The 21289-nt window shown below is 39.7% G+C and carries 18 protein-coding genes and 1 pseudogene; 14 read left to right on the forward strand and 5 right to left on the reverse strand.

What is annotated here, in order from left to right; translation table 11 throughout:
- The first annotated feature begins 17 nt into the window (after positions 1-17).
- From AOU00_RS16850 to AOU00_RS26315, 6 genes and pseudogenes are all read left to right on the forward strand, one after another.
- Positions 18-308 (forward strand): YerC/YecD family TrpR-related protein, encoded by a 291-nt coding sequence (locus tag AOU00_RS16850; protein WP_007428885.1) that lies wholly within the window; start codon positions 18-20, stop codon positions 306-308.
- On the forward strand, positions 308-1096 hold the full coding sequence (locus tag AOU00_RS16855) for a sirohydrochlorin chelatase (RefSeq protein ID WP_081330722.1): 789 nt from the start codon (positions 308-310) through the stop codon (positions 1094-1096). The genes AOU00_RS16850 and AOU00_RS16855 overlap by 1 nt, the downstream gene beginning before the upstream one ends.
- Before the next feature lie 173 nt (positions 1097-1269).
- Positions 1270-2151 carry a diacylglycerol kinase gene (locus AOU00_RS16860; protein WP_013308843.1) on the forward strand — a complete coding sequence of 294 codons (882 nt, stop codon included), beginning with the start codon at positions 1270-1272 and terminating at the stop codon, positions 2149-2151.
- 221 nt (positions 2152-2372) lie between these two features.
- Complete coding sequence (gene rlmD, locus AOU00_RS16865; protein WP_069291138.1) at positions 2373-3995, forward strand: 23S rRNA (uracil(1939)-C(5))-methyltransferase RlmD; 1623 nt, start codon at positions 2373-2375, stop codon at positions 3993-3995.
- A gap of 106 nt (positions 3996-4101) precedes the next feature.
- Positions 4102-4395 (forward strand): annotated as a pseudogene (locus AOU00_RS16870) (SF0329 family protein); the annotation flags it as partial.
- Complete coding sequence (locus AOU00_RS26315) at positions 4376-4744, forward strand: hypothetical protein (RefSeq protein WP_155729738.1); 369 nt, start codon at positions 4376-4378, stop codon at positions 4742-4744. The pseudogene AOU00_RS16870 and the gene AOU00_RS26315, both read left to right, overlap by 20 nt.
- A gap of 561 nt (positions 4745-5305) precedes the next feature.
- Here the strand turns inward: AOU00_RS26315 and AOU00_RS26640 are convergent.
- The 3 genes from AOU00_RS26640 to AOU00_RS16885 all read right to left on the reverse strand — a co-directional run bounded on the left by AOU00_RS26640 (position 5306) and on the right by AOU00_RS16885 (position 9467).
- A complete protein-coding gene (locus AOU00_RS26640) occupies positions 5306-5539 on the reverse strand; it encodes a hypothetical protein (RefSeq protein WP_231109468.1) in 234 nt (77 codons plus the stop codon).
- A 98-nt stretch (positions 5540-5637) separates the two neighbouring features.
- Complete coding sequence (locus AOU00_RS16880; protein WP_061830832.1) at positions 5638-6339, reverse strand: Imm3 family immunity protein; 702 nt, start codon at positions 6337-6339, stop codon at positions 5638-5640.
- A 20-nt stretch (positions 6340-6359) separates the two neighbouring features.
- Positions 6360-9467, reverse strand: a complete 3108-nt coding sequence (locus tag AOU00_RS16885) for a deaminase domain-containing protein (RefSeq protein WP_069291139.1) — start codon at positions 9465-9467, stop codon at positions 6360-6362.
- A 960-nt stretch (positions 9468-10427) separates the two neighbouring features.
- Here AOU00_RS16885 and AOU00_RS16895 point away from each other — a divergent pair.
- From AOU00_RS16895 to AOU00_RS16905, 3 genes are all read left to right on the forward strand, one after another.
- Positions 10428-11705 (forward strand): radical SAM/SPASM domain-containing protein, encoded by a 1278-nt coding sequence (locus AOU00_RS16895; protein WP_172828294.1) that lies wholly within the window; start codon positions 10428-10430, stop codon positions 11703-11705.
- A 254-nt stretch (positions 11706-11959) separates the two neighbouring features.
- The gene (locus AOU00_RS16900; protein WP_069291141.1) at positions 11960-12568 is read left to right on the forward strand and encodes a response regulator transcription factor; all 609 of its coding nucleotides are present in this window, start codon (positions 11960-11962) and stop codon (positions 12566-12568) included.
- Positions 12569-12600: 32 nt separating this feature from the next.
- Positions 12601-14346: an ABC transporter ATP-binding protein gene (locus AOU00_RS16905; RefSeq protein ID WP_061830822.1), complete on the forward strand. Its 1746-nt coding sequence runs from the start codon at positions 12601-12603 to the stop codon at positions 14344-14346.
- Between the two features lie 271 nt (positions 14347-14617).
- Here AOU00_RS16905 and AOU00_RS26320 read toward each other — a convergent pair whose 3' ends face one another.
- Positions 14618-14890, reverse strand: coding sequence for a hypothetical protein (locus AOU00_RS26320; RefSeq protein ID WP_010348711.1), 273 nt, complete (start codon positions 14888-14890; stop codon positions 14618-14620).
- Positions 14891-15241: 351 nt separating this feature from the next.
- Here AOU00_RS26320 and AOU00_RS16910 point away from each other — a divergent pair, with 351 nt between their 5' ends.
- From AOU00_RS16910 to AOU00_RS16915, 3 genes are all read left to right on the forward strand, one after another.
- On the forward strand, positions 15242-16360 hold the full coding sequence (locus tag AOU00_RS16910) for a hypothetical protein (RefSeq protein WP_061831848.1): 1119 nt from the start codon (positions 15242-15244) through the stop codon (positions 16358-16360).
- Positions 16361-16400: 40 nt separating this feature from the next.
- Positions 16401-16562 (forward strand): hypothetical protein, encoded by a 162-nt coding sequence (locus tag AOU00_RS26325; protein ID WP_155765245.1) that lies wholly within the window; start codon positions 16401-16403, stop codon positions 16560-16562.
- A gap of 531 nt (positions 16563-17093) precedes the next feature.
- Positions 17094-17852: a DNA-3-methyladenine glycosylase family protein gene (locus tag AOU00_RS16915; RefSeq protein ID WP_069291142.1), complete on the forward strand. Its 759-nt coding sequence runs from the start codon at positions 17094-17096 to the stop codon at positions 17850-17852.
- 17 nt (positions 17853-17869) lie between these two features.
- Here AOU00_RS16915 and AOU00_RS16920 read toward each other — a convergent pair whose 3' ends face one another.
- Positions 17870-18967 (reverse strand): restriction endonuclease, SacI family, encoded by a 1098-nt coding sequence (locus tag AOU00_RS16920; protein WP_010348708.1) that lies wholly within the window; start codon positions 18965-18967, stop codon positions 17870-17872.
- 118 nt (positions 18968-19085) lie between these two features.
- On the opposite strand from AOU00_RS16920, the gene AOU00_RS16925 reads away from it, so the two are divergent.
- Positions 19086-20225, forward strand: coding sequence for a DNA cytosine methyltransferase (locus AOU00_RS16925; protein ID WP_081112518.1), 1140 nt, complete (start codon positions 19086-19088; stop codon positions 20223-20225).
- Positions 20226-20858: 633 nt separating this feature from the next.
- Positions 20859-21287, forward strand: coding sequence for a hypothetical protein (locus tag AOU00_RS27125; protein WP_237166195.1), 429 nt, complete (start codon positions 20859-20861; stop codon positions 21285-21287).
- Positions 21288-21289 lie beyond the last annotated feature (2 nt).

Raw genomic sequence — 21289 nt, forward strand, 5'->3', positions numbered from 1 at the left:
TTGGGAGATGATAATCCATGCAGCTTAAAAAGCTTAATGATAAAAGTATTGATCAATTGTTCGAAGCTATTTTAACTCTTAAAAATTTGGAAGAGTGCTATGTATTTTTTGATGATCTGTGCACGATTAATGAAATTCAATCCCTCTCCCAACGTCTAGAGGTTGCCCGTATGCTAGGCAAAGGCAGCACATATAATCAGATTGAAGCAGAGACGGGGGCCAGCACAGCTACCATTTCACGTGTTAAACGTTGTCTGAACTATGGTAATGACGGGTACAAAATGACTCTGGAACGTCTGGGACGCTAATGCGGAGCCCTGGGATACTGGTAATCAGCCATGGCTCTAGGGAGCCATATTGGGTGGAACAGGTGGATCAGGCAGTTGCGAAGCTTCATTTGTCGGAAGAAATGCCGATAGAGGTTTCATTTTTGGAAACGGTTAAAGGAAGATTGATTCAAAATGGTATTGACCGTCTGGAAGCTTTGGGTGTAACAGATATATTGGTTATACCTTTGTTTGTGTCATCAGGCAGTACGCATGTAGATGAGATTAGCTATGCGCTGGGTGTCAAAGATGCGCCAGACAAAGAAACAGATTTGGAGCCGTTTCGACTGAAGGCGCAAGTGCATTTTGGCAGCCCGCTGGATGACGGAGAAGATGTTGCCCGCATGGTGTGGGACAAGGTTCGCCCGCTATCAGCCGACCCTGCGAGAGAGGTTATTTTACTCGTAGGTCACGGCAGTGTGCACAACGGCTTTTTTCAGCGCTGGGAGCAGGGGGTTTCTTCGTTGGCCCGTACGGTGCAAAGCGTGAGCGGTATCATCACGGACCACGCTTTGCTAAATCCCGAGAGTGTGTACGACAAGGCAGCGTATTGGAATCAGGAGCGGGGTCATGATGTTATTGTGGCACCGCTATTTTTGAGTTCGGGATATTTTACAAGTCGTATGATTCCTAAACGCTTGCAGGGACTCGAATACCGTTATTCAGGAGCCCCTTTATTACCGCATCCTTTGCTCACAAGCTGGATGGATAGACAAATTCGTGAATTATTGCAAAGTGTGCAGAAGCAAGCAAGGTCAAGTCATAGGTAGTCTGGTTCGGCTATAGCGTCATCTTAGCCTTAAATTTCTTTATTTGGGCAAAGTCTGGCTTCTTTTATTGTAAAAGAGGTCTTTTTCCAGTATGATGATATTTTGTACAGACTGAATGTGATGAACTGCTATGTGAATATAAATATCATTAAATATACGGGTGGCGTAACGGAATGAAAAGAGCTAGATTAATCTATAATCCGACCTCTGGGCGTGAGGAAATGAAGCGTCGTCTTGCGGATGTTTTGCAGCGCCTAGATGAAGGGGGTATTGAAGCCTCTTGCCATGCAACTACGGGTGAAGGGGACGCAACGCGTGCCGCAATAGAGGCCATTGAGCGTGGGTATGACATGATTATCGCCGCTGGTGGCGACGGTACATTGTATGAGGTCATTAACGGGATGGCTGAAAGAGAAAACCGCCCGCCCCTAGGTGTGTTTCCTCTGGGGACGACGAATGATTTCGCCAGAGCACTGGGCATCCCCAAGCACTGGGAGGATTATTGCGACCTCGTTATTCGTCAAAATCCGAAGCCGCTGGATATCGGAAAAGCGAACGACCGCTACTTTATCAACATTGCAGGCGGGGGAACTTTAACCGAGCTTACGTATGAAGTTCCGAGCAAGCTCAAAACGATGATTGGCCAGTTGGCGTATTATTTTAAAGGTATGGAGAAGATGGTCAGCCTTGCTCCACAGGAGCTGATCATCAAGGCATCGGGTCAGGAAGTGATTCACGACGAGTTTATGCTCTTCCTGATTGCGAATACGAATTCGGTGGGCGGGTTTGAAAAGCTTGCTCCTGGGGCGACAATAGATGATGGACTGCTCGATGTCATCGCTGTGCGGAAATGTAATCTGGCGGAGATGATCCGATTGGTAACCCTTGCGCTGCGTGGTGAGCATTTGCAGGATAAGAAGATTGTTTATTTTAAAACAGATTACATGGAAGTGACCTCACCCGGCTATGTCCAGCTCAATCTGGATGGCGAACTAGGGGGCACCTTGCCAGCGACTTTCCGGAATTTGCCGCATCATTTGAATGTTTTCCGGTGAGGAATGATGAGGAAATATTTCCGCTTCCGGGCGGCAATGCAATATAGTATATGGAATGCAGAGTAGGTAGTTGTTTTTTGTGTGAACATATTGGTTCTTGCCGTTCTCCGTGGGGAGTAACGGCATTTTCGAGTTGATATTTGTATGTTTAGATGAACGTTCAAATTAGACGTCCGAAAGAAAATATTGCATAAAAAGAAGATCAGAAAGAAGTGACAATCATGACGAATAACCGTAGCGGACGTGGAAAAAGCCGCCGGAATGCAGCATCAGCAACTCCATCCAATCGTATTCGATCCAGTGTAGAGCGTAGCGATCTGCCTGTACAAAAGAATGATGAGGCCGTGATAGACATCATCGGCATGAACCACGATGGTGAGGGCGTAGGACGTGTCGAGGGTTTTACGCTGTTCGTTCCAGGTGCGTTACCGGGTGAAAAGGTTCGAGTAAAGGTGTTAAAAACGAAAAAGCAGTATGGGTATGCCAAGCTGCTAGATATCGCGCAGGCTAGCCCTGACCGGATCGCAGCACCGTGCGCCATCTACGATCAATGCGGTGGCTGCCAGATCCAGCATATGAGCTACGAAGCGCAGCTCAGCTGGAAACGCCAGCATGTCGTGGATGTGCTGGAGCGTATCGGGAAGCTGAGTGTGGCTACAGAGCCCAGTGAGCATACTGCACAGGTTTTGGCTGCTTCTGCGGATACAGATGGTGAGGCCGATACATTCTCGACTTCTGATTCGGCCATGAATGCGGATGGAAATGTCGACAGCATGTCGCGTGTACATGGCGTAGTCGTGCATCCTACACTCGGTATGAGTGAGCCTTGGCGATACCGCAACAAAGCCCAGGTGCCAATTGGTGTCACCGAGGGCGGGCTTGTGGGCGGTTTTTATGCACGTGGCAGCCATCGTATCGTGGATATGAACACCTGTCTCATTCAGGATGAGCGTAATGACGAAGTTGTCGCACGTGTGAAAGAGATTGGACGAGTGCTGGGCATCAGTGCATATAATGAAGAAACCGGACGCGGGCTGCTGCGCCATGTCGTTGTAAAGACTGCTTTTCGCACAGGTGAAATGATGCTGGTGCTCGTGACGAATGGGCGAGATATTCCGCATGCAGATGCGTGGATCGGCAGTATCCGTGAGCATATCCCACACGTGGCAAGCATATGCCAGAACGTGAATACGAAGCGAACGAACGTTATTTTTGGCGACGAGACTCGTGTACTGTGGGGTCGTGACGTGATCTACGACTACATTGGAAACGTACAGTTTGCGATTTCCCCAAGATCCTTTTATCAGGTGAATCCCGTACAAACAGAAGTGCTGTATAGCAAAACCGTCGAATATGCCGGGCTCACGGGCAAAGAAACGGTAATTGATGCGTATTGCGGCATTGGCACGATTTCTTTGTTCCTCGCTCAGCATGCGGATCAGGTGTATGGGGTCGAGATCGTTAAAGAAGCCATCGACGATGCACGAAGTAATGCGCTGTTGAACGAAATGCGCAATGTGAAATTTGAGGTAGGCGCGTCCGAAGACGTCATTCCTGCATGGAAAGAGCAAGGGATCACAGCTGATGTTATCGTTGTCGATCCGCCCCGTAAGGGCTGTGATCCACGCCTGCTCGACACCATTCTAGAGATGAAGCCAGAGCGTGTGGTGTATGTATCCTGTAACCCAAGCACACTGGCGCGGGATCTAAGGATATTGGAGGATGGCGGGTATAGTACAGTGGAAGTGCAACCCGTAGATATGTTTCCGCATACGGTTCATGTGGAGAGTGTGGCGATGCTGGTTAAGGATTTTATGGCCCATGCGTTACAGAAAACAGATTAAATGAATGTAGGATATAAAGTGATTTAAATAAATTGTCTCATCTTTCAAAAAGAAAGCCTGACAGCCGCAAATACTGGTAGTAGGCTTTGAGAACATAGAAGGATACATGTCCTGGAGCAAATTGAAGCAACAGCTGGAGAGTTTCCTCTGTCCTGCGTTATATGGAAAGGTCGAATACTGGGCAACCAGTTATCGGTATTTACCTGATAAATCTGGAATTTGTTATATTGCTGTAGATAAAAAGAACGTAATCAATATGAGTGATATAACGAGCTCGATCAGATGGTATCAGTCGGAGCAGGAAATTAAGAATGATCCAGATATCCAAGTTCCTATCAACAAAGAAGAAATTGAAGCGGTCAGAAAAGATACCAAGGGAATTGTTCCAGAGGATCGTCTATGGTAACTATAAAACATATAACTTTTTTAGTTATAATGATTTTAAAATATGGACTAGTTGGGGACCAGATGGAAGCCATGTTTCCAAAACAAATGTCCCTATCACAGGTTTATACACATCCCTAGCTATAAGTAACATAAACGCTTTTGCTACTTCTCATGCCAGTATGAAATATAATTTGGCTCAAACTTTGATTGCTCTTGGTGTAGCGGCAGTTACATGGGAAACAGTTGTAGGATTAGTTGGCTCTGGACTTACTGGAGCAGCATCAGCGGCTGGTGTGGTTAATGATCGTTCACAAGCTAGATCAAGTCTTAAACAAGCATATAATTATATTCAACGTATGTAATTTTCGGCTGAAGAGTAATAAAATTAGCAAAGGTGATATTAAACCTTTGCTAATTTTATTTTAAAGGGGGACATGCAAATATGGTTTTCGTTATTATCTCAATAGTATCTTTCTTACTACTATTTTTTCTGATTTATAGAATTATTAAATATAAGACAAGGAAATATAACCGTGAAAACTTTGGACTATCACTAATTATGCTTCTTATTCTAGTAGGAAGAATATATATCAATACAGGAGAATCTAATCTAAAACCCTTGCTAATAGGTTATACATTTTTGTTCTCTGTTTTATTATTAATTTTTTTATTTGGTATGATTCGTAAGAAAAATAGTAAGCAATGAACGGAAATTGACCGTTTCTATGAGCTACTGATGATAACTATTTAATGCGTTGGTGAAGAAGATAACCATTCTCTCACCAGCGCATTTTGTTTTTACCTTGAAAAATGGAATGAGTATGGATGAAATACTGGACTAAAAAAATCATGGGCTAATGCAATCAATAGCTAACGAGCAACCGTGGGTTGTATGACGGGAAGAATCAATCGAATCCCGTCTTTCACTCCTTCCATATACATGGATTGTTGTCCTGACTTAGCTGATCGCCTATGGCTTCTTCCCATTCAGATAGCAGATGCTGGATATCCTCATTTTGGTTGGTTTTGAATTGATCCATTTGAGTGAATAAGTTTTTTTCCTCTGTTGAACATGAAGCCTGTTGTTCACTAGCAAGTTCATATTGATAAAATCTATGGCGTAATGCTTCTAAGAACCAATCTGGCCAATCTGACATAACACATTTCCCTCCCGTTGTTGAAGTGTGTGTATGTTAACTCTGATGGGGAGGGATGGCAAGTCATTGTTTTGTGTAAGTTAGTTGTTGGAGTTTTATCAGGAATAGTTAATTTGGTTTAATACGTTTTTAATTCGCTTTTCCAAATCCATTTGTTCCTCTTCTAATAATTGCTCTTGAAAAATATTTTTTATGTTAAACTGTTGTAATTCTTGTCTAATCTTTTGCAGAGCATCTGTCTGTGCTAATTTATGAGTTAATAAATTTTCAGCTAGCGTTGTATACACGATTATCTTTTCACTTAATGTATTTTTACAATCACGTTCAAAGCGTTGAAATGCACTAATAAAAATTTCATCTGCAGTTACATTTTCTATGTTTATTTGATTGAAAAATTCATTAACTTCGTCTGTCAATTCAGAATAGTACCAACATACCCTCGGATAGTAATCTGGTTTTTTATTTTCAAGTTCAGGTAATACCTTTTCTTTTCGAGAACGCAGATCATTGTATTGCACTATTGTTAATTTTTGTTCTTGTTCTATTAAATTGAAGTCTAATTCAGATAGTATTTTAATCATATGCTCTTTAAAAGTATGCAAAATTCTTGAATGGGAAACTAAAATTTCTGTAAGTGCTACATAAATAATTGCTTTGTCGGTTTCGCTTTCTTTAGCTAACATGTCATATTCATTAAATGTTCTTGCAATTGCCTCCTTTTTACTCATTTTTTCATCATCTTTAAATTCTTCGTAAGTTTCATTGATATATTCTAAATATTCTTCATACCCGTAAACCATATTTATAAAAACCTCCAGAGTTATTTTGAAGAAATGCGTTTATCACCATTATGAACAACTTCAATTGTAATATTAGGATACTTTTTATCAAATTTCTGAATGATTTGATTACAACTGGCACATGTATCTTTTTCTGTAAATAGTTTGATTTTCCCTGTTGCGTTAGGATTATCACCTAATCTATGCGCCACATCATTTAATATTTTATACTCTGTATCAGCATCCCTTAAGTAAATATTTCCGGCGGCATCAGGAGCCTCGGTTGCCTTAAATATTGGGTTGTCAGGCTTAAAAGAAAATTCTTCAGTCCCAGGAATTTTTTTATTGGAATTATGAATTCCACTATGTGAATAGAAGTCTGTTTTACTGACTCCTGAAACTTCTACTTCTGCGTAAGCAAAATTACCTGCTTCTTTATATTTATTTGACAATTTCCCCCTAGCTTCTGCCACTTTATCAATAACATGTTGATTTACTTTTGGATCAATTTGACTGGTTGGAAATCTTTTTGTGCGCTGAGCAGCTTTCCCGGTTCCCTCAATCCCTGCATCTTTATTGGGCTTTGGGTTTGAGAGTTGGGGTGCTTCTGTTTTTTCATTTATGATTTTAGGACCTGGATGAACAGGTTCTTTAACTGGTGAATTTAGTATGGTTTTCGGCTTAAAAAATGAACCGGCTCCCTCAACCATCCCTGCTACACTAATGATATTGGACAAATGGTCTGGTGACAAAGGATCTTCAGGTGTCAAAGCTCCACGTATAGCCTCTGTTATTCCAAATGTAGCAAAATTGATTGCGTCACTACCAGAGTTACCTTGATTACGTCCGCGCTCCATATAGGCTTGATACAATCCTTTAGGTATACCAAATGACCAATAATCTAAAAATTCACCAATGGAGTTTAATTGATTTTGAGCCCTTACGTTATTAGCCTGCTCTATGCCTTTGTATAATTCAGCAAGGCTGTTTGCTGTTTTTTGAGAAGCATGTGCCTGCTCCATGGCTATTTGACTTTTTATCATCGCGCTGCTACCCGTATAATCCAGGTAACGATCCCACCAAGACTTAGGCTTCTCAACTTGTTGTTTAGGCTGCTGCTGTGCCATGCGGCTGTCGTAATCGGCTCTCCAGCGTTTTTTTACATCTTCCGGAACTTGCTGATACGCATGAACCATGGCATTCGATTCTTTCAGTAGGTTTTGAACTAGTTCCAATGTGCCACCGGAATTCACAATATGACGTGCACTCGTATACACTTTCCCTAGAATCCACTTGTTATAATAGGCTTGTTTAGCTTTCTCATGCTCGTGTAGACTGATCAACCCTTGCATGGCCAAACCAGCCAAGTATTTTAATGGGTGAACTTCGCTCCCCTTGCTACTGCCTCCAACGGTAGGGGTTCCTTTGCTCCGAACAGGGATCGCTGCGGTTGCTCTCAGAATCACACCTCCTGCAGGTCCACTTAGCGCTCCTGCAACAACGCCAGCCACTTTTCCCATCACTGGAATGGAGCCTAGTAGCTTGGACACCGTACCCATCAAGGCATTCGCCTGTTTAAGCTCTGCTGGACTTGTGACTTTTGCTTTAGGGGAAGAGGCTTGGCTACTAGATGAATCCTTGGCTGCTGACTGGGCTGCTTCATAGGCTTTGATGCTCATGAGTGGCGGCTCAGGCACAGGAGGGAGGTCAGCCACGAAAACAGGAGCCTTCACCGTACCTTCCTGATAAATCACTGGAGCTTTGGTATCCGTCTCACCATCCAGTACCATGCTGCTGGCTCCACCTTTTAAGTATAGCGCCGTGCCAGCTTCGAGTGATAGTTCCTCGCCTGCACCCAGCTTCACATGACCACCCTGAATCTGCACATTCCCCGGACTGTCGATCGTAATGCCGTTACTTTCATGCAGTGTAATGGAAAATTCACCGGAGGTGGATAGAGTCAGCTCATGCTCAGACATTTCTACGCCGCTACCTTGCACATGTTGCCATACCTTCACATTCGGCTGTCCATTGGTGTGGCGTTGTTGTCGCAGTGAATCCGTGACATAGGCATCTTGTTCGCGGTGTGTTGGCAGATACAATTCCACCTGTTCCCCGATTTCAGGCATATCGTACCAGCCACTATGTTCTTCGGCGACATAACGGGTGGACACCGGAAACCAGCAGGCTTTAGTAGGATCTTGCTTCGGGTCAATGTCTAGTTGAAGCTGTACGAAATCCTGTTGTACCTTGAGCACCGTTCCTGTCAACGAAATTCCGGTGGCCTGATCGTTTTCATACCGAGCATAGCGGATATCCTGTTCGGCTTGAAGATCATAACGAGTACGCAGTAAACCATCTGTTAACGTTGTCACGGCTCGAACCACGACCAGCTCTTTGCCTTGTCCAATGGGTAACGTGATGAGGTCACCCAGCGCATAGTATTGTAGGCTTTCGATCATATAGGTGACATACGAGCCAGCACGTTCTCCGGGCTTTTCCGCATCCAACTCATGAAACGTTTTCCGTACTCGATAAAATACATCCCGTTCCACCTTATGCTGCTTGCCTTCTGGCATCCCGAAGAAAACCTTGGGCGAGGCTGCGGTTACCTCTGGCACAAGTACGGAACCAAAGCGAGAAGCGAGGCGTTTTAAAAACGCCCAATCGGTCTCATCATATTGTAAAACAAATGTCTCTAGTTTGGCATAATTGCTTACCGTATCAATGGCATCTCCGTACTTATATTTTCGAACCAGTGCTGTGACCAGATCATCATAAGTACGGTGAATATCTTGATAGGAGCGTCTTTTACGTTTAATATCCATCTGGTATGAATGGGAAGCGGCCTCCAGTTCAAATGTATACACGCCTCGCACACAGTGTACGGACATACGTGTAACAATCCCATGGAACAACCTTCTCAACGATTGTCCCTGATCATTCAACTGACGGATCACAATGGGCTCTTGCTCCATATCCTGTCCGATGCATACAGCTCCTTGTTCTTCGGAGAGCATGCCACTGATATGTAAAAAGGCATGATCATTAATGGTGCGTGTTATTTGAAGTTGTTCGATGTGTAGTGGCTGAAAGGGACCATAAAAGCGTAGACTTTCATATCCGATCCCATCTGATAATACGCTCAAGTGAGTTCAAGACTCCTTTCTATATGTGATGGGTATTTCCAAGTGAAGCACGTCATTTTGCAATTGCTTCTGATTATAGAAGCAGCAGATGGGTGTACCTGTCAGTCAAGATAGATATGTATTACAAGGTTTGTACGTTATAAAGGGATGAGAGGTGATATTTAATAAACAACCCAGCATATGTATGTATCGGTTAAAAGAGAGATTTAGTTTACAGAATGACCCATTGGTTGGGAGATTTACTATGTTTATTTTTAGAAGTAGGAGTATGAGAGGGAAGTGTAACATGAGTTAATATAGGAATATGGTAATGCGCCAAATGATTTGCCATTTGGATGCTTTTCATGCTGCCAAAACAGATACTTAAAACCAAAATGATGCCCTATCCAAACGATCTAAATTTAAAAATAATGGAGTGATAGAATGATAAGAGGACTTGTACTTTTAACTGGTGGGAATATTGAAGATTACTTACCAGACTTGTATGACTGGGGTCTTTCTGAAACCCAAACAGAGCAACATACTTGCCGACCCATAAACGAACTACCTCCATATAAAAATTATAAAGAGAATGTACTGAAGAGACTTGCGAATGGGCTATTAATATACATCTTAGTTGATAGAGCTAATAATAAACGGATAGGCAAAATACAGCTTTTTGACTATAATTCTCGGAATAAGTGCCGAGGTCGGATACTACTTGCCTTTAAACATAGAAAACAAGGACATGCAAATGTATTACTTGAGTTATTTATAGCCTATTGGAAACCTGTGAGGCTGGGGGACACTCCCAAGGCTGATAATATGCTTGAATGAAAAACTAGAAATACAATCTATATTGCGGTTAATTTACGGTGATTTTTATGGATTTTAATGGTAGAATTGATATATAAGTTAAGATATGAGCAACCAATAAAGATTGGTGGGGTGAACATGCAAATTTCTTTTTACAATGAATACATGAAATTGGAGCAAGATGGTCGTGAGACTTATTTAATTTACAATAGTCTATCTAACGGTTTTGGTGAAATTCAAAAAGAATTGTATAATGCGTTCGTTACAAGTGATACATCTTACCTTGCACATTGTGAAGAGATTGAGCATTTGATTCGGGGGCAATTTGTATACCAAGATCCAACTAATGAGCTAGAACAAATGGAGCAACGCTTCACTAAGATACGAAATCAAGAAGATAGGCTAAATCTAACGATTCTTCCTACATTTAATTGCAACTTTAGATGCTCTTACTGTTATGAAAAGCTAACCGAGAAATCAGGTAATCGTGCTTTTACAGATGGAATACAACAGGATATCCTGTCGTATGTACAACAATCCATGCAAGATCCACATTTAAAATATGTCTCCGTGAACTGGACAGGTGGAGAACCGCTGCTTGAATTTAACAAGGTAACTGCTTTGATGGAGAAAATGAACGCAATGGCGGTAGCGAACCAAGTTGAAATCGTACATAACATGGTGAGTAATGGATATTTGCTGACTAGGAAACGAGCCCAGATATTAAAGGATCTAGGTCTGAAAAAAATTCAAATTACTCTGGACGGGAGCCGAAGCAATCACGATCAACGGAGAGTATTAACTAACCAGCAAGGAACATTTGACAAAATTATAAATAATATTAGGGACTCTTGTGATTTAATTCACATGGTTTTACGCTCTAACGTAGACCATCGTAATGTAGGGTCGTTTGACGAATATATAGAGTACTTGGGTAAACAGGATTTTAAGCATAAGGTGGACATTTATTTTTCTCCTACCACGGATTACGATACAGGTGGATGTTCAAGTAGTGGGGGTTGTTTTGCGAATAAAGAATTTTCGGGGATTATTTTAGAATTGTATAGTAAGGCGCTGAATAATGGTCTTCACATTTCCTACTATCCTAAATATGAACCGGTGATTTGTGCTGCAATTTCAAAGAATGCGATGGTCATACAGCCGGATGGCTGGATTCAAAAGTGTTGGGACACAGTTGGGAATCCTAAACATGCAATTGGACACATAAGTGACGTCGCCAAAGCAAAGAGGGATAAAGACAAATGGATGGAATTTACTCCTTACACCGTACCTAAATGTCGTAGTTGTTCTGTTCTACCTTTATGTGGTGGAGGATGTGCGCAGCAGTCGTTTGAGAGTGCAGATAAGCAGCCTATCTGCTGTGAATACAAATATAATTTAAATGAGATGCTGAAATTTAATTTTCAACAGCTTAATATGTAAGCGCTAGCTTTACAGGGATTGCTTTAATTCTTATGAAAGGAGGTGAGAAAATGCGCTGGATCGTAGAACCTCAAGCTGTTCAAAACTCTATTGAGCCTAATGGATGTCTCGTACGTAATAGTAATGGTTGTGTCCTCTACTGGTAAGGAATTATGAATTATTATACTTCATCGCCGTCTGTTCATTGATTGGACAGACGGTTATTTCTCTACATGAGCCATGGTTGAAGATGTATAAAATATGGGGGTTGAAATATGAATACCATATTAATTATAGATCAATTACGCCATTCTGGGGAGTCTATCCAAACATGGATTGGAAATGAGCAACAAATGAATGGAACGCTTGTACATTCTATTACACAGGCCCTCGAACAGTTCAGGATACATAGTTTCGATCTTTGTATTTACATTGGACACAAGTCGTTGCCAGAAGAGGTGGAGTGCATTCGTCGACTACCCAATATCTCAATATTATTCGTCGGAAGTATTGATGGCTATCCAGCAATAGATAGACTTTTACATATCGGCGTCACAGCATTTATAGATCAGGAATCATCTCCCGAAGAGTTACTTAGAGCTGTTAATTCTGTTTTGAATGGAATGGCAGTTCTTCCTGTGCATTTACTTCATCAATTGCACCAGCGGGAAGGAATGAAGGATTATGTACTACTTAACAGGAAAGAACGCTCGATTTTAGAATGGATTGCAGAGGGAAAAAGCAATAAGGAGCTTGCCACGATCTTTTGCGTTAGCCAAAGAACGATCGAATATTATTTAACAAATATCTACATTAAATTCAAAGTTAGTTCTAGGTGTGAGGCAGTCGTTGCAGCTAAAGATAGGGGAATCATTAATGTATAGAAGCTCATGGTCATTCTGATGGAGGTTATAGAATGAAATTATTCCTGCTGAAATACAAAAATAAATTAATATTACTTATTCTATTAATTACCGTGTCAAGTTTAACAAATATGTATATGGCCTTTATATTCAGAGGATTGGTAGATGTCGTTACGTCAGAACATGGGCAGAAGTTTGCTGAAAAGGCGTTGTGGGCTGTTTCCTTTATTATTGTAAGCACTTCGTTTAGATTGTTAACCAGTTTAGCATATGCTTCTTACATAAAAAAGACGATGCTTTATTTAAAAAAAGTTGTTTTTCGGCATATAATTGGTAAAAGTATGACGCAGTTTTCGGAGCATAACAGTGCCAAATATATATCTGTGTTTAACAATGACCTCAAGATTATTGAAGATGATTATTTTAGAAATATATTTAATTTCATTGGTATTATCATTTCATTCATAGCCTCTTTAATTGCGTTACTACTCCTTAGTCCTTCTATAGTGATTGCACTGCTGGTACTTACTTTTTTATCTATGTTCATCCCACGCCTGTTTGAGCGAAAACTGATACACGGGAAAAGGAGAATTGTGGAATCATTGGAGAAATTCACAGTTAAAATGAATGGTATGTACTCCGGGTTTGCAATTATAAAAAGTTTTGGCATTGAGGGATATATAAAGGAACAATATGATTTCATTAATAGAGAAGTGGAAAACAACAAATACAATTTTGCTAAACTGAGTGCCAGTGTTAATTCACTCAGTGATTTGTTCGGAGGATTTATGTTTATTTCAGTATTTATTATTGGGAGTTTTCTTACTATACGAAATTCCATTACATTGGGGACGATGATTGCTTGTGTCCAGTTAACTAATAATGTGGTAAATCCAATCCAAATGAGTATTCAATATGTTGCTCAAATCCGATCATTACGTGACGTTTCAACAAAGATTACGGATATACTATACACAGACTCTCAAGACATGACATATATTCACAAAACAACAATTGAGAGTGGAATTCTCCTTCAAGACGTATCCTTCGGTTATACCAAGGAGGGTTATGTTCTTCAACATTTAAATATGCAGTTAGAACAAGGCAAAAAATACGCTTTGGTAGGAGCTAGTGGTTCCGGGAAATCAACGATACTCAAGCTTCTTATGAAGCAATATGAGACATACGAAGGCACGATCAGTGTGGATGACGTAGATCTAAAAAAAGTTGCTACCGAAAATTGGTGTCGACTGCAATCGGTATTACAACAGGATGTTTTCCTATTCGATACAAGTATACAAGAGAATATTACATTGTATGGACCCTATGAAAAAAATGAAATGGACGATGTCATCCTCCAATCTGGATTGAGTGAGCTTATCACTAAACTTCCGAAGGGTATTGATACACAAGTAGGAGAAAACGGAAGTGTACTATCCGGGGGAGAAAAGCAAAGAATAGCCATTGCCAGAACGTTGATGCGGCATACACCTCTGGTACTCATGGATGAGCCCACATCTGCGCTTGATGCCAAGACGGCATATGAGATTGAAGAAACATTATTGAATTTGGAAAAGAGAACTTGTGTCATCGTTACCCATAGACTGTCAAGATATGTATTGGAACGTTATGATCTTATCTACATGTTTGACAATGGAGCTATTGTTGAGCAAGGGACGTTTCATGAACTGTTGGAAAGGAAGGGCAGCTTCTATACTATGTATGCAAAAGCAGGAGAGGCAGAAGTAAAAGGGTGGATGCAAGATTCAAGCTTGGCTCTTAGTCAAAGTGACCTCTAAAAATATGTTTTTTGGGTAACATTACTATATCCCTTCCATCGTCTCGACGCATGTGGAGTGCGTGGTAGTAATATATCGAGATCAGAAGCATTGAAGTACACAAGGTAATGCTTTTCATTGTTAGTGAGGAATAGTACTTCTGAGTTTTTACTTAAAAATTCTATCATACTGAAGCTCAGGCGGGAACAATGCTTGAGCTTTGTTTCATTAACGATAGATTCAATTTTTTATTTTTAAACCTTATCTTAAAGGACATCCCCACAAGCCGGATTCATCCGTCATTCAAGATATCACTTGCCAATTGGGAACACCGCAGTGTCGTTCCAGACAACGTCATCGTGTGGTGATGTTTCAAGAGTTTGAAGGTCGGGCAATTCGAGTGGTTACCGATTTCATGTAGCTGACCAAAGAACAAATCGCGCAGATGTATAAAGATCAGTGGCAGATTGAAGTCTTCTTCCGTTGGGTCACGTAACATTTGAATATTCCAACCTTGTTTGGCACGCGGGAAATGCGGTCTATGGACACTATTCTGTGCTCTCATGGCCTATATCCTGCTCAAATAGCTATTTGTCATTTCTCAAACAACGTTTCCCAAACATGATATTCTTTCCTTTGCCCGATTTTCTCGTCTATTTCTCCTGCAATAACTACCGGTGGAATGGCTGATCCAGATCCAGCATATTCTTCTCAAAAGTGTCTCTGATTTTATGGGTTAAATTGCTTATATTGGTTAATCAACAGGCGTGATTGCAAATAAACATCAACCTCTCGTCCCAAGAGGTATTAATCTGGTTTTGTCGAAATATAAGATAATAGATTAGCTTGATGATGAGGAAAAAGCTTTTATATAGCAGATATCCTTATTTGAGGCAAACAAAGGGGACTTGTTGTAATGAAGCGAAATAAAAAAGAGGAGAGATTTAATGAAGTCACTCAATTACTTCGTGGGATTGTTAATAAAGCGAGAAATGACCAACTAGCATTTGATTCAGTGTTCTCTAGTGATCTTGACTTGCTTTTTACGACTTCCAATTGGGGATTTAGAGAGATAACACTTGTCATAGCAATTGCTCGATTACTCAATAGAGATTATAAGGCATCGGAAGCATTCTATAATTGTAATCCACGACCTTTATTTGAACAACCGATTCGCCATATTTTATCTGAGAATAATATTCCTCATAGAAAATCGGGACCTTTGAACGTGGCAAAAGCTACGGTGGGTATAAATGATGAATGGGCTGGTCAAAGAAGGCCAGCAAACGTTGCAGCGGCGGTAGTTCGGTTAGTTAAATGGATAGAAAATGCACAGCATGAGGAGCTAGAAAACTTTACTGTTTGTCTTTTGGCAAGACTTCTTAACGAATCTAAAAAAGCTGAAGCATTGAATATTAATATTGAACCTCAAACAGATCCAGATTTTTTATACATGATTTGTAATAGGCTTATTAAAGAAGTGCCCGACGCGGGAAACACGCCTCAACGTATATTTGGTCTATTGCTTCATTCTTATCACGAGATTTTGAATACGGGTATAAAAGTTACTGGATATAAAGATAGAGCATCAACTACGAGTACTACAAGCAAAAAGCCGGGGGATGTGAATGAAGAAACAAGGGAAGGACTGATCCTTAAAGTATATGAAGTAACAGTTAAGCCTTTTGACCAGCAACGTATTATTGAATCTTTCGAAGCTTTAAAAGCTTATGATGAAATGCATAACACATATACAAACGAAGTTATCGTTATCTGCAGAAAATGTGATATACCTAGTGAGTTATCAATAACAGCGCTGAATGGGGTGCTTGGTAAGTATATTTATCAAGATATAATTTATTATTTTGTTGATATTTTTGAATGGATGCATCTTCATTTAGTTACAATGCCAAATGAGAGTAAGCTCTTTTTCTATAAAGAAATAAATGATTATATAAGTGATGTCAATACCTCTATGAAAGTGAAGAGTCTTTGGATGGAATTGAATTCTGATATTCACCACGAAAAGGTTTGAGATGAAGTTAAGAGTAGACTCAATTGATCCAGTATAAAAAATGGAAGGAATGTTAAATAAGATTGGCTATGATTTTAAAGGGAAAATTAATGATCTTGGTCAAGTTAAAAGATCTGAGCGAAGAAAACTAGGAGAAGTATTTGCTTTAAATGAACATATAAAAGGTATGATTCTTGTCATGTTGAGCAATCAAAGGCTATAGGGACATATAGTTAAAAATATTGAAAAAATAACCGATATCTTTTTCGGTTTTGAAAAAGATAAAATAAAACTGGTATTTAAAAAGCTTTTAGCACAGCAGCTTAAAGATATTAAGTGTGGAAATAGAGCAATAGATAAACAGATGGATTAGACTATAATATTTCAATTTTTGAGAGAATTGAAGTTGTATATCGCAGTTTAGATAATTTTGTTCTGAGCGATGAGCCTAACCTTTTAGTGAGGGAATTAGGACAAGGTAGAAATTATAAGCTTAAACAAATGGGATTATTCCTGTCCTTGAGTATTTAAGAATGTTAGTATTCAGACAGACCTTCTAGTCTATTCTGTATACTCGTCGTATCATAAGCAACGAGCGACTAAATTTTTATGGTGGATATCCCTCAGAAAAAGATACTGTTGAATTGCTTAACAAAATTGTTAAAGAGTCTAAGGTAAGGTGGCTCTTCTTACTTAAACTTGATGTGGTTATATTGTGCTTTTATTGCGGTAACGTATGTGGAAGTAGTCCGAAGTGCCATATGTGAATTACAAAACCACCGTATTGGAAGTGAAAAGTATTTATAAAAATAAATTAGTGAAAAATGATTTTGTGAATCAAGTTATATACAATGAGAATGTTTTACTACTTTCTTCGTCTGATTCGAGGCTTGAAAAATTAATTTATTTGATTGGAAATTTGGAACTGAACTCAGATAAAGATTATTTCACAGCACTAGCAACCTCCATTATAGGACAGCAGCTGTCTTCTAAAGCGGCTACTACTATCCGTAAACGGGTAAGCCTATTATGTAATGGTGTAATTACACCAGAATCTATAATATCAATACCATACGACGATTTAAGAGCCGCGGGTTTATCTAAAGCCAAAACCGAATATATCAAGGACTTAGCTGAGAAAGTTTATACAAAAAAAATAGATTTCAATGAGATCTGTCTAAAAGAGGACAATGAAATAATAAGTAGTTTAACTGAAGTAAAAGGTATAGGGAAATGGACGACGGAGATGTTTTTAATATTTGCTTTAAATCGCGTAAATGTTATGTCCTACGCTGATGCAGGACTGCAAAGAGCAGCCAGATGGCTTTATAATTCACCTGAGATACCAAAGTATAACTATCTACAAAAAGTTGAATCTTCATGGGAGCCATTTAAAAGTATTGCATCTCTGTATTTATGGGAATCAATTGATAGAGGTTATGTAGATTCGGGTAATAGCTTGGATGAGTTATTTCTTAAAAAGATACAAACTAAAGAACCCCCGATTAATTAACCGGGGGTCTTGTATTTCTATTCAATAAAGCCATGTTTTCGTGCTGTATTTTGTAAGTAAGTGATGGTGTCGTCTTTCATTCTTGCTTCACGTGTTAGTTCCATTAATGTGGAGAAGAAAAGTTCTATACTTGTTGGTGGAATTTGTGAAAGATAGAATTTGATAAACTTTTTATGAGACATGAAGGTTAAGTAAACCCCTTTAAGCGCGGCAGCGTCTATTAGTTCTTGCTTAGACGCTTCTTGAAGCATGGCTCTTGGACCAGAGACAAAAATTAATCGATTGAAGCCAGAGTCAACGACTTTTCTAACTGCATGTGCAACATCTTCTTGTTTATATAGTTTATCTTTTGCTTCGAAAGCATACAACATTTTATTATTTAGGTAAACATCAATATCACTAACTTCTTTAGATGAGGCGCCAGATTGGTTAACTACATGAACTTCAACCTTAGTTTTTCCTGCTAAAGCCATGGTATGAAGTTTCACTAAAACACCTACAGTTAGTACCAGGGTCTCTCCACCACATGCTTGTTCAAGAAGGTCATTGAGGAAAAGGTCCATTTCAGTCAAGGTTGGAATTTTTGCTGCCTGTACTGTACTTGACTTTCTAATTTCCAAAAATTTAATGAAACAACATGCGATAGCATCAGTAAGAGCATCAAATGCTTCTTGTTGAGTTTGGATTTGCGGTAAGAATGTACAGAGTAAATCAAGTAGCATTTGATCGTTTCCTCTACGAACTGGGTTAGAGGGATTAAGCTCTGGTGCCCGAGCAGGTTTATTGAGAAATGGCTCATTAGAGCTTCCCAAACCACCATTAAAATATTTGCGTTCAAAAGGTACTAACAGATTATGACACAGACTTCTTGCATCATATGCTCCATCTAGCTGTGAACCTGCTTGTAAGCAAAGAGCATTTACTTTCGGATTAGTTGCTTTTGCTAAAAGTGCTGTGACAAGGATATAACGGAAAGTCAAATGAGTGCCAAATAATACAGTTTGGATATTTTTTGAAAATGGCGATTGCCAGCTGTAGCCTTTGGTTGTTGCTCGTTCTATTGCTTTTACTAAAACTTCAGTCGCTTGATTCTTATCTACACGAACTTCACTCAATTGTATAACCCCCAGAGATATATTTTACCACTTTAAAACAGAACATATGTTTGCTATACTGACTTATACCTTTGCTTATAGTACAATAAAAAAATGAATAAAGTTGGAGTTGATTAATTTGAGCACATATACTGGTTTATCTTTGTTCTCTGGTGCAGGCGGAATGGATGTTGGTTTCAAAAAAGCAGGAGTAAATATCGTCTGGTCAAATGAACTAGATAAAGATGCCTGCAACACTTATGAAGCCAATCATCCTGAGTCCACCCTGTTCAGAGGTGATATCCGTAATGCTTTTAATGAGTTAGAGGCATATAAAGGAACGGATATTATTTTTGGAGGACCTCCATGTCAGGGCTTTTCTGTCGCAGGAAAGATGGACCCGAATGATGAACGAAGTACTCTAATTTGGACTTATCTTGATGTAGTCCGGATTATTAAACCTAAAGCTTTTGTACTTGAGAATGTGAGTGCATTAGCTAAGCTAGAAAAATGGAAAGATGTAAGGACGAAAATGTTTCAAATTGCAAATGAAATGGGCTATAGTTGTTATCCGTTTCTGCTTAATTCTTCAAATTACGGTGTTCCACAAAAAAGAGAGCGTGTTTTTTTCATCGGTTTATTGAATAAGGATATTGACGTAGAAAAGATGTTGAAAAGAATTAATGTTCAAGAGAAGCCCATTAAGACAATTAGAGAAACCATATCACATCTAGGACCAGCAGGGTCACCAAATAACCCACATACTTGTGAAGCACGTATTACCCTTGCTTCAAACCCAGTTTTGAGAAAGTCTCCATACGCAGGTATGATTTTCAATGGAATGGGAAGACCATTAGACATAGAAGGTATCGCTAATACACTTCCTGCTTCGATGGGAGGAAATAAAACCCCTATCATTGATGAAGCACTTTTGTATCATTCTGCTAGTGATAACTGGATTGTAGACTATCACAGCAAATTAATGGAAGGCATAATGCCAGAGTTCACAGATGCGCCTTCTAGATTAAGAAGAATTACGCTTAAGGAAGCAGCGTTGATACAAACATTCCCAGAAGATTATATCTTTAAAGGAAGTAAATCCGCTGTATATCGTCAGATTGGAAATGCAGTACCTTGTCTTTTAGCTCAAGCAGTTGCGTCTGCAGTTATTGATGAACTTGATAGCAAACCCATAGATTTTAACTTATCTGGACAAATATCAATTGATTCATACCTTCAAAAGTCCCAGAAAAATTTAGAAGAATATATTTCCATATAGTCTATTATACCTGATTTCGTTACTTAAACAAGAGTCGTCAAAGAAGCTTCATTCAGTAGTTGTGCTTAATACGCATTATATCTTGAGTTGGTCGAAAGCGATGAGAACCGATTTGATATTTTAAAATTGGTCCTCATCGCCTTTTTTTTATAATTCTTTACCTCTGTCAATAGACTAGATACATAAAACTGAGGAATCACGAAGTGGATCAGTGTATGTTCGTATTGTTGCGTGGAAACCAACGATTCTGAGCGTGTACAGGCCTATTAGGCTTGCTAGGTCAAGCCAGACCCGATCTGTTGGGATATACGTAATATCGGTTATATAGACTTAGTTTGCCGTTCGTGGCAAAGGTTTGATTCAAAACATTCTCGGCTACAGGCAGATCATGTTTGGAGGTTGTCGTTGTCTTGTATTTGCATATACCTCAATTTTGAATGCATTTATTATCGTATTATCGATATCCTGTATCCAGTATTTAGTATAACTCCAAACTTAACTCTTGTAATGCGAACGTATATTCCATATAATTAGATACGAACGTTTGTTTCTGTTTATGACTTAGATACAAAATCCATCAGTATGGAACGTTCACTACCATATCACACAAACTACTAAACAGGAGGCCAAAATTTGTCCAGCAATCCAACGAGCAATCAATACCAAATCAAACTATTCCACTTTAACGAGATCACTCATGTAGGCGACCAACTTTGTGCGCCACAATCCAGCACTCGTACCATCACCGTATCGAACAGTATCTACCTCGATCAACTCCAACGAGTCGTAGCAGAACACGATCCTTCCACCGATGTTACCGATGTTATCTTTATGCTCAAATCTGACCAAATTGACGTAGACGATCCATCTCAACTTGCTCTGTTTGAACGTATGTTACGAGAGGGCATCTACTATAATGGAGAGGGATATGTCCGTTCGATCAAGTCACCTGCGATGGGACGTACTCAGAGGACAGAATTTATCCAAGAAAAGTATGTTGCTGATCTGCACAAACACATTACACTCGGCAAGATGCCACCACTCACCAATATCCATAAGTAGGA

The sequence above is a fragment of the Paenibacillus polymyxa genome, assembly GCF_001719045.1.
Classification (GTDB): domain Bacteria; phylum Bacillota; class Bacilli; order Paenibacillales; family Paenibacillaceae; genus Paenibacillus; species Paenibacillus polymyxa_B.